The sequence below is a fragment of the Streptomyces sp. NPDC006339 genome (genome assembly GCF_040612775.1).
In the GTDB taxonomy this organism is placed as follows: Bacteria; Actinomycetota; Actinomycetes; order Streptomycetales; family Streptomycetaceae; genus Streptomyces.
This window is the reverse complement of the sequence record NZ_JBEXQW010000004.1, coordinates 131,113-144,955: the sequence shown is the minus strand read 5'-3', so window position 1 is coordinate 144,955 and position 13,843 is coordinate 131,113. Positions and strand designations below refer to the sequence as shown.

Below are 13,843 nucleotides of genomic sequence, written 5' to 3'. Positions count from 1 at the left end.
GTGTTACGCCTCCGAAGGTGCGAGGCGCTGCAGCTCCGCCTCGGTCGACTTGAGCAGGTCGTTCCAGGACGCCTCGAACTTGTCGACGCCCTCGTCCTCCAGGACCTGGACGACATCGTCGTACGAGATGCCCAGCGCGGCGACCGCGTCGAGCACGGCGCGGGACGCGTCGTACGTGCCGCGGATGGTGTCGCCGGTGACCTCGCCGTGGTCGGCGGTGGCCTCCAGGGTCGCCTCCGGCATGGTGTTGACGGTGCCCGGGGCGACCAGGTCCACCACGTACAGGGTGTCCTTGTACGCCGGGTCCTTCACACCGGTCGAGGCCCACAGCGGACGCTGCTTGTTGGCCTGCGCCTTGTCGAGGGCGGCCCAGCGCTCCGAGCCGAAGACCTCCTCGTACGCCTGGTAGGCCAGACGCGCGTTGGCCAGGGCCGACTTGCCCTTGAGGCCCTTGGCCTCGTCGGTGCCGATCGCGTCCAGGCGCTTGTCGATCTCGGTGTCCACGCGGGACACGAAGAAGGACGCCACGGAGTGGATCTTCGACAGGTCCAGGCCGCGCTCGCGGGCCTTCTCCAGACCGGCCAGGTAGGCGTCCATGACCGCGCGGTAGCGCTCCAGCGAGAAGATCAGCGTGACGTTGACGCTGATGCCGAGGCCGATGACCTCGGTGATCGCCGGCAGACCCGCCCGGGTGGCCGGGATCTTGATGAGGGTGTTGGGACGGTCCACCAGCCAGGCCAACTGCTTGGCCTCGGCGATGGTGGCCGCCGTGTCGTGGGCCAGACGGGGGTCGACCTCGATGGACACCCGGCCGTCCTGGCCCTGCGTGGCGTCGAAGACGGGCCGCAGGATGTCGGCGGCGTCCCTCACGTCAGCCGTCGTGATCATGCGGATGGCCTCGTCCACCGTCACCTTGCGGGCGGCGAGGTCGGCGAGCTGCTGGTCGTAGCCGTGCCCCTCGGAGATCGCCTTCTGGAAGATGGACGGGTTGGTGGTCACACCCACCACATGGCTCTGGTCGATGAGCTCGGCCAGGTTTCCGGACGTGATCCGCTGACGCGACAGGTCGTCCAGCCAGATCGCGACGCCTTCGTCGGAGAGGCGCTTGAGAGCGTCTGTCATGAGAGGTTCTCCAAAAGTCGTATCTATGGACGTCAGCGCGCGGCGGCGTCGAGAGATTCCCGGGCCGCGGCGACGATCGCCTCCGGCGTGAAGCCGAACTCGCGGAACAGGACCTTGGCGTCGGCCGAGGCACCGAAGTGCTCCAGCGACACGATCCGGCCGGCGTCGCCGACGTACTGGTGCCAGGTCAGGCCGATACCCGCCTCGACCGCGACACGCGCCTTCACCGACGGCGGCAGGACGGCGTCCTTGTACGCCCGGTCCTGCTCCTCGAACCACTCCACCGACGGCATCGACACCACACGGGTGGGGACACCGGCGGCCTGGAGCTGCTCCCGGGCCTCGACGGCCAGGTGCACCTCGGAGCCGGTCGCGATCAGCACGACCTGCGGCTCGCCGCCGTCGGCGTCGAACAGCACGTAGCCGCCCTTGGCCGCGTCCTCGTTCGGCGCGTAGGTCGGCACGCCCTGGCGGGTCAGGGCCAGACCGTGCGGGGTGCCCTTGCCGAAGACCTTGGTGTGCCGCCGCATGATCTCGCGCCAGGCGATCGCCGTCTCGTTGGCGTCGGCCGGGCGGACGATGTTCAGACCCGGGATCGCGCGCAGCGAGGCCAGGTGCTCCACCGGCTGGTGGGTCGGGCCGTCCTCGCCGAGACCGATCGAGTCGTGCGTCCACACGTACGTCACCGGCAGGTGCATCAGCGCGGACAGGCGCACGGCGTTGCGCATGTAGTCGGAGAAGACCAGGAACGTGCCGCCGTAGACCCGGGTGTTGCCGTGCAGGGCGATGCCGTTCATCTCCGCGGCCATGGAGTGCTCGCGGATGCCGAAGTGGATCGTCCGGCCGTACGGGTCCGCCTCGGGCAGCGGGTTGCCCTCCGGGAGGAAGGAGGACGTCTTGTCGATCGTGGTGTTGTTCGAGCCGGCGAGGTCGGCCGAGCCGCCCCACAGCTCCGGGATCACCGAACCGAGCGCCTGCAGCACCTTGCCGGACGCGGCACGCGTCGCCACGCTCTTGCCCGCCTCGAAGACCGGGATCTTCCCGGCCCAGCCGGCCGGCAGCTCGTTCGCCTGGATGCGGTCGAACTCGGCCGCGCGCTCCGGGTTGGCGGTGCGCCACTCGGCCAGCGACTTCTCCCACTCGGCGCGGGCCTCGCGGCCGCGGTCGCCGAGCGCGCGGGTGTGCGCGATGACCTCGTCGGAGACCTCGAAGGTCTTCTCCGGGGCGAAGCCCAGGACGCGCTTGGTGGCCGCGACCTCCTCGTCGCCGAGCGCCGAGCCGTGCGCGGCCTCGGTGTTCTGGGCGTTCGGCGCCGGCCAGGCGATGATCGAGCGCATCGCGATGAACGACGGGCGCTCGGTCTCGGCCTCGGCGGCCTTGATCGCCGCGTACAGGGCAGCCGGGTCCAGGTCGCCGTTCGCCTGCGGCTCCACGCGCTGGACGTGCCAGCCGTACGCCTCGTAACGCTTGACCGTGTCCTCGGAGACGGCCGTCTCGGTGTCGCCCTCGATCGAGATGTGGTTGTCGTCCCACAGCATGATCAGGTTGCCGAGCTTCTGGTGCCCGGCGAGCGAGGACGCCTCGGCGGAGATGCCCTCCTGGAGGCAGCCGTCACCGGCGATCACGTAGATCCGGTGATCGAAGGGAGAGGTGCCCTGCGGGGCCTCCGGGTCGAACAGACCGCGCTCGTAGCGGGCGGCCATCGCCATGCCCACGGCGTTGGCGACACCCTGGCCCAGCGGACCGGTCGTGGTCTCCACGCCCGCCGTGTGGCCGTACTCCGGGTGGCCCGGGGTCTTCGAGCCCCAGGTGCGGAACGACTTCAGGTCGTCGAGCTCCAGCCCGAAGCCGCCCAGGTAGAGCTGGGTGTACAGGGTCAGGGACGAGTGCCCGGCGGAGAGGACGAACCGGTCGCGGCCCACCCACTCCGGGTCGGCGGGGTCGTGGCGCATCACCTTCTGGAAGAGGGTGTACGCGGCGGGCGCCAGGCTCATCGCGGTGCCGGGATGGCCGTTGCCGACCTTCTGTACGGCGTCGGCGGCCAGGATGCGGGCGGTGTCCACGGCCCGCTGGTCCAGTTCGGTCCACTCGAGGTCTGTGGTCGTCGGCTTAGTGCTCACCCTGGGTCAGGGCTCCTCTCCGCATGTCTTGAGCCGGTGACTGAGGGTGTCCCGGCGATGTCGAGCCTACCCCCGGAATTCGCCCCTCTTTTCGTGTCCATGCCCCTCATATGAGCGCTTACTTCCAAAGACTGCCGGTGGCCGCGGGAGTTCGCCTCCCGAGCCGGGCGCGGGCGGAGGCGCGGCGTGTCCACCCCTTGGGACGCACCCCGCGTGCGCCGCCTCCAACACGACCCACCCCCGCGAAGATCGGTGTATGGGCAACGTCTACAGTGGCGTGGTACGCGCAAGTTTCATCCCCTCTTCACGCGGGGAGCTTGCTGGGATTTCTCTGTCAGGGGTGTGCGTGACGGCCGTCGAGTCCCGACCCGCCGGGGTCGTCTTGACTCCCAGCCCGGGGGGCCATCGGCCGTTCGGGGCCCGCGTCAAGGCATTCGTGGCGCTGACCAAGCCGCGGATCATCGAGCTGCTGCTCATCACCACCGTTCCGGTGATGTTCCTCGCCGAGCAGGGCGTGCCCGACCTGTGGCTGGTACTGGCCACCTGCGTCGGCGGCTACCTGTCCGCGGGCGGCGCCAACGCGCTGAACATGTACATCGACCGCGACATCGACGCGCTCATGGACCGCACCTCGCAGCGGCCCCTGGTCACCGGCATGGTGTCGCCGCGCGAGGGCCTGGTCTTCGGCCTCACCCTCGCGGTGGTCTCCACCGTCTGGTTCGGCCTGCTCGTCAACTGGCTGTCCGCCTGGCTGTCGCTCGGCGCGCTGCTCTTCTACGTCGTCGTCTACACGATGCTCCTGAAGCGGCGCACCACCCAGAACATCGTCTGGGGCGGCATCGCCGGCTGCCTTCCGGTGCTCATCGGCTGGTCCGCCGTCACGAACTCGATGTCCTGGGCCGCCGTCATCCTCTTCCTCGTCATCTTCTTCTGGACGCCGCCGCACTACTGGCCGCTGTCGATGAAGGTGAAGGAGGACTACGCGCGGGTGGGCGTCCCCATGCTCCCCGTCCTCGCCTCCAACAAGGTCGTCGCCCGGCAGATCGTGATCTATAGCTGGGTGATGGTGGCGGTCTCGCTGCTGCTCACCCCGCTCGGCTACACCGGCTGGTTCTACACGACGGTGGCGCTGCTCACCGGCGGCTGGTGGCTCTGGGAGGCGCACGGGCTGCTGAACCGCGCCAAGGCGGAGGCGACGGGCGCGAAGCTCAAGGAGATGCGCCTGTTCCACTGGTCCATCACCTACGTCTCGCTGCTCTTCGTGGCGGTCGCGGTGGACCCGTTCCTGCGCTGACCCCGACGGTTCCGGTCGACGGCCGGGGCGCGTGGCCCACGCCACGTGCCCCGGCCGTCGCCAGTCGATCTACCCGGCAGTAGCATCCTTGCCATGGCAGACACGAAGCAGGCGGACCAGCAGACGGGCACCAAGGGCGCGGAGCGCAAGGCGGCCAAGCTGGCCCGGGAGATCAAGGCGTTCGCCGCGCAGCACGGCGGCGCCGAGGGCCAGCTCGCCCACATCGGCCAGGCCGGCACCCGGATCGTCCTCGTCGGCGAGGACGGCGGCTGGGGCGACCTGGTGGCCCCGACCTACGCGATCGCGGAGGCGGCCGCCGAGAAGGCCGGTCTCACGCTCCACGAGGAGTTCGACGGCGACTTCGCCGCCAAGGTCGTCACCGGTCCGTACGAGTGGACCCGCATGGCGGGCATCCAGGTGGGCGGCCCCGCCAACGCCTGAGGTTCCGCCGCACCGGTGCGGAGCGCCTGCGCGCCGGTGCGGGGCGGGTGCGGGGCGGGTGCGCGCGGCCGGTGCGGTCGCGCGCCGTGAGGCGACAACCTCGCGCGGGGTTCACCCGTTAGGAGGGGTGGAAGCCCGTCCGCGACGTGGGAGCCCCCCGAATGATCGACACTCCGAGCCTGGTGGACCAGTACTGCCACGGGGTGCTCCGTACGGAGCTCGGCCTCGGCACCTTCGAGACGCACCTCGCCCCGACGGCCGCCCTCCCGGCGGCCGGCACCACCTTCTTCGACACCCAGGCCGGCTTCGCCGTACGCCGCTGGTGCCCGCCGCTCCTCGGCCTCGAACCGCACTGCCCGCCCGCCCGCTACCTCGCCCGGCGCCGTGAACTCGGCGTCCTCGAATCGGGCCGGCGCCTGCTGCGCGCCTCGGGGATCGCCACCTATCTCGTCGACACCGGCCTGCCCGGCGATCTGACCGGACCGGCCGAACTCGCCGCCACCGGCGACGCCGCCGCGCACGAGATCGTCCGCCTGGAGCCGCTCGCCCAGCAGGTCGCCGACACCTCCGGCACCGTCGACGCCTTCCTGGCCAACCTCACGGAGGCCGTGCACGGCGCCGCCGAGGGGGCCGTCGCCTTCACCTCCGTGGCGGGCGTCCGGGGCGGTCTCGCGGCCGTCCCCGAGCCGCCCGGGCCCGGCGAGGTACGTGGCGCGGCGGGGCGCTGGCTGGCCCGGCGCACGGCCGGCGGGGCGGTCGACGACCCCGTGCTCCTGCGCCACCTGCTGTGGATCGCGGTGGGCGCCGGCCGGCCGCTCCAGTTGCACGTCGGCGAGCGAGACCCGGCCGCGCTGGCCGGCTTCGCCGCCGCGACGGGCGGGCTCGGCGCCGACCTGGTGCTGCTGCACGGCTACCCGTACCACCGCCAGGCGGCGCGGCTCGCCGGGCACTTCCCCCACGTCTACGCCGACCTCGGCCCGGTCGTCGCCCGCACCGGCGCCCGCGCGGCGGCCGTCCTCGCCGAGTTCCTGGAGCTGGCCCCGTTCGGCAAGCTGCTCTTCTCCAGCGGTGCCCGCGGCCTGCCCGAGCTGCACGTGGTGGCCGCCAGCGTCTTCCGGGGCGCGCTCGCCCGCGTCCTCGCCGAATGGGTCGGCGACGGCGCCTGGTCCCGCACGGACGCGCAGCGCGTCGCCGAGCTCCTGGCGGCGGGCAACGCGCGGCGGGTCTACCGGCTGGCGTGACTTCCGGCCGCTGCCGTCGTTGGTCGACGTGCTGCACGCCAGCGGGGATGGTCCCTACTGGATGTATCCGACGGCCCCTTGCGCGAGTTGCTCCCCGCGGCGTGCGGCTCTCAGGCCGCCGACAGCGTCCCTTGCTGCGCTTGAGCGGGCAGCGGGGCCGTGCTGTGAGGCCGCTCGCGCAGGCTCAGCGCCAGGCGCAGCACCGCGATCCACATCAGCGAGGAGCCGAGCATGTGGGCGCCCACCAGGAGCTCCGGCACCCCCGTGAAGTACTGGATGTACCCCAGTGCTCCTTGGCAGACCAGCACGATCAGCAGGTCGCGGGCGCGGGCCCGGGTGTCGTCGGGGGCGTCCACCACGCGCAGGACCAGCCACATGGCGAGCGCCAGGGCGCAGACCACCCACGCGGCGATGGCGTGCAGATGGGCCGCGGCGGTCCAGTCCCACGGCATGCGCGGCACGTCGCTGCTGTCGCCCGCGTGCTTGCCGGCGCCGGTCACCGTCGTACCCAGCGCGATCAGCAGCGCGGAGACCAGGACGATCGCCCAGGACAGCTTGCGCACCGGGCCCGGGACGCGCGGCCGCGGCGTGGAGTCGCCCTCGCCGGTGCGGTGCCAGGTGATCACCGCCACCGTCAGGAGCGCGTTCGCGGCGAGGAAGTGGCCGGCCACCGTCCACGGGTTGAGGCCCATCCACACGGTGATGCCGCCGAGGACGGCGTTGCTCATCACGATCCAGAACTGGGCCCAGCCGAGCCGGGTCAGCCCGCGCCGCCGCGGCTTCGCGGAGCGCGCGGCGATGATCGCCCAGCCGACGGCCGCCGACAGGACGTACGTGAGCATCCGGTTGCCGAACTCGATGACACCGTGGATGCCCTGCTCGGCCGTGGCGATCAGGCTGTCGTCCGTGCACTTGGGCCAGGTGTCGCAGCCGAGACCTGAGCCGGTCAGCCGGACCGCGCCACCGGTCACGATGATCACCACGCTCATCACGACGGCGGAGAGCGCGGCGCGCCGGAGCGTCCGGGGGGACGGGGTCCAGCGCTGGGCGATGAAGGCGAGGGGGGTCTGCACGGGCCCCATCGTAGGACGGGGCTTGTGCACGCTTTCACGAGGGGGTGGTTACGGGGCGAGTCGCCTCGAAACGGCCTCGAACCGTCACCGTACGGCTACGCGGAGCGTCACTCCCAGCGGAAGAACCGCGCCGCCGCGCCGAGCCCCAGGACGGCCCACCCGGCCAGGACCAGCGCGTCGCCCCACGGCATCCCGGCGCCGCCCTGGAGGACGTCGCGCAGGCCGTCGGAGAGCGCGGAGATCGGCAGGAACGCCAGCACCTCGCCCGCCGCGCCGAACTTCTCCAGCGGCACCATCACCCCGCCGCCCACGAGCAGCAGCAGGAACACCAGGTTCGCGGCGGCCAGCGTCGCCTCCGCCTTCAGGGTGCCGGCCATGAGCAGCCCGAGCCCCGAGAACGCGGCGGTGCCGAGCACCAGGAGGGCGAGCACGGAGAACGGGTCGCCGTGCGGCGACCAGCCGAGCGCCAGCGCGATCACCGTGAGCAGCACCACCTGGAGCACCTCGGTGACCAGCACCGACAGCGTCTTGGCGGTCATCAGGGCCCAGCGCGGCAGCGGTGAGGCGCCGAGGCGCTTGAGCACCCCGTAACGGCGCTCGAAGCCGGTCGCGATCGCCTGGCCGGTGAAGGCGGTGGACATCACCGCGAGCGCGAGGACGCCCGGGGCGAGGAAGTCGACGGCCTTGTCCGCGCCCGTGTCGACGATGTCGACCGTCGAGAAGAGCACGAGGAGGAGGGAGGGGATGATCACCGTGAGGAGGAGCTGCTCGCCGTTGCGCAGCAGCATCCGGGTCTCCAGCGCGGTCTGCGCGGCGATCATCCGTCCGACGGGTGCGGCCCCCGGCTTCGGTGCGTACGTGCCCGTGCTCATCCGCGCAGCTCCTTGCCGGTCAGCTCCATGAAGACGTCCTCCAGGGTGTGGCGCTCGACCGCGATGCGGTCGGGCATCACGCCGTGCTGGGCGCACCAGCTCGTGACGGTGGCGAGCAACTGGGGGCCCACCTCGCCGGTGATCAGATAGGTGCCGGGGAGGGATTCGGCCGCGGCGGTGCCGTCCGGGAGGGCCTTCAGGAGCGAGCCGAGGTCGAGGCCGGGGCGGCCGGTGAAACGCAGGGTGTTCTCGGCGCCGCCGCGGCACAGCTCCTCGGGGCTGCCCTGGGCGACGACCCGGCCGGCGTCGATGATGGCGACGTCGTCGGCGAGCTCCTCCGCCTCGTTCATGAGGTGGGTGGTCAGCACGGCCGTCACGCCGTCGGCGCGCAGCTCGCGGACCAGGTCCCAGGTGGCGCGGCGGGCCTGCGGGTCGAGCCCGGCGGTCGGCTCGTCGAGGAAGACCAGCTCGGGGCGGCCGACGACGGCCATGGCGAGGGAGAGCCGCTGCTGCTGGCCGCCGGAGAGGCGCCGGTAGGCGGTGCGCCCGCAGGAGCCGAGGCCGAGGCGCTCGATCAGGGCGTCCACGTCGAGGGGGTGGGCGTGCAGCTTCGCCATGTGGCGGAGCATCTCGTCGGCGCGGGCGCCGGAGTAGACGCCGCCGGACTGGAGCATCACGCCGATGCGGGGCCGCAGCGCGGCGGCGTCGGCGACCGGGTCGAGGCCGAGGACGCGTACGGTGCCGGCGTCGGGGCGCCGGTAGCCCTCGCAGCTCTCGATGGTGGTGGTCTTGCCGGCCCCGTTGGGTCCGAGGACGGCGGTGACGGTGCCCGCCCGGACGTCCAGGTCGAGGCCCCGGACGGCGGTCTTCGTCCCGTACCGCTTGACCAGGCCCCGGACCCGGACCACGGACTCGACGGAGTCGTTTCGCATGCCGGGAAGTCTAAGGACCCGCCGGAAACGCCTGGACCGCGGCCCCGGGCGGGGCCACCGGATCCGTCGGTGCCCGGCCCGTGCCGGATGAGCGCGCCCCGGTCGGGGCAGTGGCCCCGTATGACCGTCTTCGTCGGCACGTCGGGGTGGCAGTACCGGGACTGGCGGGGCGTGCTGTACCCGGAGGGCGTGCCGCAGCGCCGCTGGCTGGAGGAGTACGCGCGCCGGTTCGCCGCCGTCGAGAACAACAACGCCTTCTACCGGCTGCCCGAGCGCCACACCTTCGCCGAGTGGCGGGAGCGGACCCCGGACGGCTTCGTCATGGCGGTGAAGGCGAGCCGCTATCTGACCCACATCAAACGGCTCAAGGAGCCGGAGGAGCCGGTGGCGCGGCTCATGGGGCGCGCCGAGGCGCTGGGCGAGCGGCTGGGGCCGGTGCTGCTCCAGTTGCCGCCCACGCTGCGCGCGGACACGGCGCTGCTGGACGCGGTGCTCGCCCGCTTCCCGGCGGGGACGCGGGTGGCGGTGGAGCCGCGGCACGTGTCCTGGTGGACGGAGGAGACGGCGGCGGTGCTGGCGGCGCGGGGCGCGACGCTGTGCTGGGCGGACCGGGGCGGGCGGCCGGTGACGCCGCTGTGGCGGACGGCGGACTGGGGCTATCTGCGCCTGCACGAGGGCCGGGCGCGGCCCCACCCCTCGTACGGCCGGCAGGCGCTGGCGACCTGGGCGCGGCGGCTGGCCGGGACCTGGCCGGAGCGGCAGGACGTCTACGTCTTCTTCAACAACGACCCGGGCGGCGCGGCGGTACGGAACGCGGAGACTTTCCTTGGCCTGATGGAGGCGTGCGGGAGGACGGCGAAGGTGCCAGGGCCCGACGGCGGAGGGGCCGAAACCGCTGGTCAGGGCCGTCGGCATTCGTCCTACGAATGATCGTTTCCGCAGGTCAGGTAAGGCTTACCTGCGTGACGTACCGCACCGCCCCGCGCCCGGACCGCGCTTGTCAGTGCCTGATTAATTACGCAACAATGGCGTTGTGAAAAACGTCGGTGAGGCTCCCACGGAGGAACTCGCGACCGGTGAGCGATCCACGCGCAACCGGGTCGCGCGGTCCATCCTGGACCACGGGCCCTCGACCGTCGCCGATCTGGCCCAGCGGCTCGGCCTCACCCAGGCCGCCGTCCGCCGGCATCTCGACGCGTTGGTCACGGAGAACGTCGTGGAGGCGCGCGAGAAGCGGGTCTACGGCGCCCGCACCCGGGGCCGCCCCGCCAAGGTCTTCGCGCTGACCGACTGCGGCCGGGACGCCTTCGACCAGTCGTACGACACCCTCGCCGTGGAAGCGCTGCGCTGGATCGAGCGGAACGCCGGGGGAGAGGCGGCCGTCGCCGCCTTCGCCCGCGACCGGATCGAGGCCCAGGCCGAGGCGTACCGCGAGGCGATCGAGTCGGCCGACCCCGACCGGCGCACCGAGGCCCTGGCCAGGGCACTGACCGCCGACGGGTACGCTGCCACCGCGCGGAACGCGCCGGTCGGCGAGCAGCTCTGCCAGCACCACTGCCCGGTCGCCCACGTCGCCGAGCAGTACCCCCAGTTGTGCGAGGCGGAGACGGAGATCTTCTCCCGCCTCCTCGGGACCCACGTCCAGCGCCTGGCCACCATCGCCCATGGTGACGGCGTCTGCACGACGTTCATCCCGCACGGCACCCCACCACAGACCACTCCATCCACAGCATCCGCAAGTACGGCCGGGAGGAACCCCGCATGACCACCGAGATCAGCCACCCCGAGCTCGAGGGCCTGGGTCGGTACGAGTACGGCTGGGCCGACTCCGACGCGGCCGGTGCCGCCGCCAAGCGCGGCCTCTCCGAGGACGTCGTCCGCGACATCTCCGCGAAGAAGAACGAGCCCGAGTGGATGCTGAAGCTGCGGCTGAAGGGTCTGCGGCTCTTCGACAAGAAGCCCATGCCGACCTGGGGCTCCGACCTGTCGGGCATCGACTTCGACAACATCAAGTACTTCGTGCGGTCCACCGAGAAGCAGGCCGAGTCCTGGGAGGACCTGCCGGAGGACATCAAGAACACGTACGACAAGCTCGGCATCCCGGAGGCGGAGAAGCAGCGCCTCGTCGCCGGTGTCGCCGCCCAGTACGAGTCCGAGGTCGTCTACCACCAGATCCGCGAGGACCTGGAGGAGCAGGGCGTCATCTTCGTCGACACCGACACCGCGCTGAAGGAGCACGAGGAGCTCTTCAAGGAGTACTTCGGCACCGTCATCCCGGTCGGCGACAACAAGTTCGCCTCGCTGAACACGGCCGTGTGGTCCGGCGGCTCCTTCATCTACGTGCCGAAGGGCGTGCACGTCGAGATCCCGCTCCAGGCGTACTTCCGTATCAACACGGAGAACATGGGCCAGTTCGAGCGGACGCTGATCATCGTCGACGAGGACGCCTACGTCCACTACGTCGAGGGCTGCACCGCCCCGATCTACTCCTCGGACTCGCTGCACAGCGCCGTGGTGGAGATCATCGTCAAGAAGGGCGGCCGCTGCCGCTACACGACCATCCAGAACTGGTCGAACAACGTCTACAACCTGGTGACCAAGCGCGCCGTCGCCTACGAGGGCGCCACCATGGAGTGGGTCGACGGCAACATCGGCTCCAAGGTCACCATGAAGTACCCGGCCGTCTACCTCATGGGCGAGCACGCCAAGGGCGAGACCCTGTCCATCGCCTTCGCGGGCGAGGGCCAGCACCAGGACGCCGGCGCCAAGATGGTCCACATGGCCCCGAACACCTCCTCCAACATCGTCTCCAAGTCGGTGGCGCGAGGCGGCGGCCGTACCTCCTACCGCGGTCTCATCGAGATCGGCGAGGGCGCCCCGGGCTCCAAGTCCAACGTGCTGTGCGACGCGCTGCTCGTCGACACGATCTCCCGCTCGGACACGTACCCCTACGTGGACGTCCGCGAGGACGACGTCTCCATGGGCCACGAGGCCACCGTCTCCAAGGTCTCCGAGGACCAGCTCTTCTACCTGATGAGCCGCGGCCTCACCGAGTTCGAGGCGATGGCCATGATCGTCCGCGGCTTCGTCGAGCCCATCGCCAAGGAACTGCCGATGGAGTACGCGCTGGAGCTCAACCGGCTGATCGAGCTGCAGATGGAGGGCGCGGTCGGCTGACGCCGCCCCGCCGTCCACACCCCCGGTCTTTGCGTAGTTACGTAGGAAGAGAGCAACACGACAGCCATGGCTGAGGCTCAGAACATCCCGGCGGGCTCCACCACCGCCGGCTCGATCGCGGTGGCCGCCGAGTCCACCGTCGCGACGCGCATGAGCGCCCCCCCGTCCTTCGACGTCGCGGACTTCCCCGTCCCGCACGGCCGCGAGGAGGAGTGGCGTTTCACGCCGCTGGAGCGCCTGCGCGGCCTCCACGACGGCACCGCCGTCGCCACCGGCGAGGGCGTCCGCGTCGAGGTCGAGGCCCCCGAGGGCGTCACCGTGGAGACCGTCGGCCGCGACGACGCGCGCCTCGGCAAGGCCGGCACGCCGGTCGACCGCGTCGCCGCCCAGGCGTACTCCTCCTTCGAGAAGGCATCGGTCGTCACCGTCGCCAAGGAGGCCGTCCTCACCGAGCCGATCCGCATCGCCGTGCACGGCCAGGGCGGGGTCGCCTTCGGCCACCAGGTGATCGAGCTCGGCGCCTTCGCCGAGGCCGTCGTGGTCATCGACCACACCGGTGACGCGGTGCTCGCCGCCAACGTCGACTACGTGCTCGGCGACGGCGCCAAGCTGACCGTCGTCTGCGTCCAGGACTGGGACGAGAAGGCCGTCCACGTCGCCCAGCACAACGCGCTGGTCGGCCGCGACGCCTCCTTCAAGTCGGTCGTCGTCACCTTCGGCGGTGACGTCGTCCGCCTCCACCCGCGCGTGCAGTACGCCGCCCCCGGCGGCGAGGCCGAGCTCTTCGGCCTGTACTTCACCGACGCCGGCCAGCACCAGGAGCACCGCCTCCTGGTCACCCACAACGTGCCGCACTGCAAGTCCAACGTGGCCTACAAGGGCGCGCTGCAGGGCCAGGACGCCCACGCCGTGTGGATCGGCGACGTCCTCATCGAGGCCGCCGCCGAGGGCACCGACACCTACGAGCTCAACCGGAACCTCGTCCTCACCGACGGCGCCCGGGTCGACTCCGTGCCGAACCTCGAGATCGAGACCGGCGAGATCGCCGGCGCCGGCCACGCCTCGGCCACCGGCCGCTTCGACGACGAGCAGCTCTTCTACCTGATGTCCCGCGGCATCCCGGAGACCGAGGCCCGCCGCCTCGTCGTCCGCGGCTTCTTCGCCGAGCTGGTCCAGCAGATCGGCCTGCCGGACGTCGAGGAGCGCCTCATCGCCAAGATCGAGGCGGAGCTGGAGGCGTCCGTCTGATGGCCTTCGTCCGCGCCTGTGCGCTGAGCGAGCTGGAGGAGGACACCCCGAAGCGGGTGGAACTCGACGGCACGCCGGTGTCCCTCGTCCAGACCGAGGGCGAGGTGTTCGCGATCCACGACATCTGCTCGCACGCGAACGTCTCCCTCTCCGAGGGCGAGGTGGAGGACTGCCAGATCGAGTGCTGGCTGCACGGCTCCGCCTTCGACCTCCGCACTGGCAAGCCGTCCGGCCTGCCCGCGACGCGCCCCGTCCCCGTATACCCCGTAAAGATCGAAGGGGACGATGTGCTCGTCTCCGTCACCCAGGAGTCCTGAGTCACC

At 71.4% G+C, this 13,843-nt stretch carries 13 protein-coding genes; 8 read left to right on the top strand and 5 right to left on the bottom strand.

All coding sequences use genetic code 11. The features are described 5' to 3' along the window. Positions 1–3: 3 nt before the first annotated feature. Together tal and tkt are read right to left on the bottom strand one after the other, a co-directional pair. Entirely contained in the window at positions 4–1,122 is a 1,119-nt protein-coding gene (gene tal, locus ABZ135_RS04680; protein WP_356691746.1) for a transaldolase, read from the bottom strand. A gap of 32 nt (positions 1,123–1,154) precedes the next feature. Further along, positions 1,155–3,242: a transketolase gene (tkt, locus tag ABZ135_RS04675; protein ID WP_356691744.1), complete on the bottom strand. Its 2,088-nt coding sequence runs from the start codon at positions 3,240–3,242 to the stop codon at positions 1,155–1,157. Between the two features lie 346 nt (positions 3,243–3,588). Here tkt and ABZ135_RS04670 point away from each other — a divergent pair, with 346 nt between their 5' ends. The 3 genes from ABZ135_RS04670 (at position 3,589) to ABZ135_RS04660 (ending at position 6,218) form a co-directional block, all read left to right on the top strand. Further along, positions 3,589–4,536 carry a heme o synthase gene (locus tag ABZ135_RS04670; RefSeq protein WP_356691742.1) on the top strand — a complete coding sequence of 316 codons (948 nt, stop codon included), beginning with the start codon at positions 3,589–3,591 and terminating at the stop codon, positions 4,534–4,536. Between the two features lie 93 nt (positions 4,537–4,629). Then, positions 4,630–4,977 carry a hypothetical protein gene (locus ABZ135_RS04665; RefSeq protein WP_356691740.1) on the top strand — a complete coding sequence of 116 codons (348 nt, stop codon included), beginning with the start codon at positions 4,630–4,632 and terminating at the stop codon, positions 4,975–4,977. A gap of 161 nt (positions 4,978–5,138) precedes the next feature. Then, positions 5,139–6,218, top strand: coding sequence for an amidohydrolase (locus ABZ135_RS04660; RefSeq protein ID WP_356691738.1), 1,080 nt, complete (start codon positions 5,139–5,141; stop codon positions 6,216–6,218). A gap of 110 nt (positions 6,219–6,328) precedes the next feature. On the opposite strand, the gene ABZ135_RS04655 is transcribed toward ABZ135_RS04660, so the two are convergent. The 3 genes from ABZ135_RS04655 to ABZ135_RS04645 all read right to left on the bottom strand — a co-directional run bounded on the left by ABZ135_RS04655 (position 6,329) and on the right by ABZ135_RS04645 (position 9,095). Next, positions 6,329–7,300, bottom strand: a complete 972-nt coding sequence (locus ABZ135_RS04655) for a COX15/CtaA family protein (RefSeq protein WP_356691736.1) — start codon at positions 7,298–7,300, stop codon at positions 6,329–6,331. A gap of 98 nt (positions 7,301–7,398) precedes the next feature. Next, the gene (locus tag ABZ135_RS04650; protein WP_356691734.1) at positions 7,399–8,163 is read right to left on the bottom strand and encodes an ABC transporter permease; all 765 of its coding nucleotides are present in this window, start codon (positions 8,161–8,163) and stop codon (positions 7,399–7,401) included. After that, positions 8,160–9,095, bottom strand: a complete 936-nt coding sequence (locus tag ABZ135_RS04645; protein ID WP_356691732.1) for an ABC transporter ATP-binding protein — start codon at positions 9,093–9,095, stop codon at positions 8,160–8,162. The genes ABZ135_RS04650 and ABZ135_RS04645 overlap by 4 nt, the downstream gene beginning before the upstream one ends. A gap of 120 nt (positions 9,096–9,215) precedes the next feature. On the opposite strand from ABZ135_RS04645, the gene ABZ135_RS04640 reads away from it, so the two are divergent. The 5 genes from ABZ135_RS04640 to ABZ135_RS04620 all read left to right on the top strand — a co-directional run bounded on the left by ABZ135_RS04640 (position 9,216) and on the right by ABZ135_RS04620 (position 13,837). Beyond that, positions 9,216–10,025: a DUF72 domain-containing protein gene (locus tag ABZ135_RS04640; RefSeq protein WP_356691730.1), complete on the top strand. Its 810-nt coding sequence runs from the start codon at positions 9,216–9,218 to the stop codon at positions 10,023–10,025. 103 nt (positions 10,026–10,128) lie between these two features. Continuing rightward, a complete protein-coding gene (locus ABZ135_RS04635; protein WP_356691728.1) occupies positions 10,129–10,860 on the top strand; it encodes a metalloregulator ArsR/SmtB family transcription factor in 732 nt (243 codons plus the stop codon). Then, positions 10,857–12,272 (top strand): Fe-S cluster assembly protein SufB, encoded by a 1,416-nt coding sequence (sufB, locus tag ABZ135_RS04630; RefSeq protein ID WP_352078648.1) that lies wholly within the window; start codon positions 10,857–10,859, stop codon positions 12,270–12,272. The genes ABZ135_RS04635 and sufB overlap by 4 nt, the downstream gene beginning before the upstream one ends. A 66-nt stretch (positions 12,273–12,338) precedes the next feature. Continuing rightward, positions 12,339–13,520: a Fe-S cluster assembly protein SufD gene (gene sufD, locus ABZ135_RS04625; protein ID WP_356691726.1), complete on the top strand. Its 1,182-nt coding sequence runs from the start codon at positions 12,339–12,341 to the stop codon at positions 13,518–13,520. Beyond that, positions 13,520–13,837: a non-heme iron oxygenase ferredoxin subunit gene (locus ABZ135_RS04620; RefSeq protein ID WP_356691724.1), complete on the top strand. Its 318-nt coding sequence runs from the start codon at positions 13,520–13,522 to the stop codon at positions 13,835–13,837. The genes sufD and ABZ135_RS04620 overlap by 1 nt, the downstream gene beginning before the upstream one ends. Positions 13,838–13,843 lie beyond the last annotated feature (6 nt).

Coding starts and splice junctions, on each gene's coding strand:
- sufD (WP_356691726.1), top strand. CDS start 12,339: ATGGCTGAGGCTCAGAACATCCCGGCGGGCTCCACCACCGCCGGCTCG.
- ABZ135_RS04620 (WP_356691724.1), top strand. CDS start 13,520: ATGGCCTTCGTCCGCGCCTGTGCGCTGAGCGAGCTGGAGGAGGACACC.
- ABZ135_RS04640 (WP_356691730.1), top strand. CDS start 9,216: ATGACCGTCTTCGTCGGCACGTCGGGGTGGCAGTACCGGGACTGGCGG.
- ABZ135_RS04660 (WP_356691738.1), top strand. CDS start 5,139: ATGATCGACACTCCGAGCCTGGTGGACCAGTACTGCCACGGGGTGCTC.
- tal (WP_356691746.1), bottom strand. CDS start 1,122: ATGACAGACGCTCTCAAGCGCCTCTCCGACGAAGGCGTCGCGATCTGG.
- ABZ135_RS04645 (WP_356691732.1), bottom strand. CDS start 9,095: ATGCGAAACGACTCCGTCGAGTCCGTGGTCCGGGTCCGGGGCCTGGTC.
- ABZ135_RS04655 (WP_356691736.1), bottom strand. CDS start 7,300: ATGGGGCCCGTGCAGACCCCCCTCGCCTTCATCGCCCAGCGCTGGACC.
- ABZ135_RS04665 (WP_356691740.1), top strand. CDS start 4,630: ATGGCAGACACGAAGCAGGCGGACCAGCAGACGGGCACCAAGGGCGCG.
- ABZ135_RS04650 (WP_356691734.1), bottom strand. CDS start 8,163: ATGAGCACGGGCACGTACGCACCGAAGCCGGGGGCCGCACCCGTCGGA.
- sufB (WP_352078648.1), top strand. CDS start 10,857: ATGACCACCGAGATCAGCCACCCCGAGCTCGAGGGCCTGGGTCGGTAC.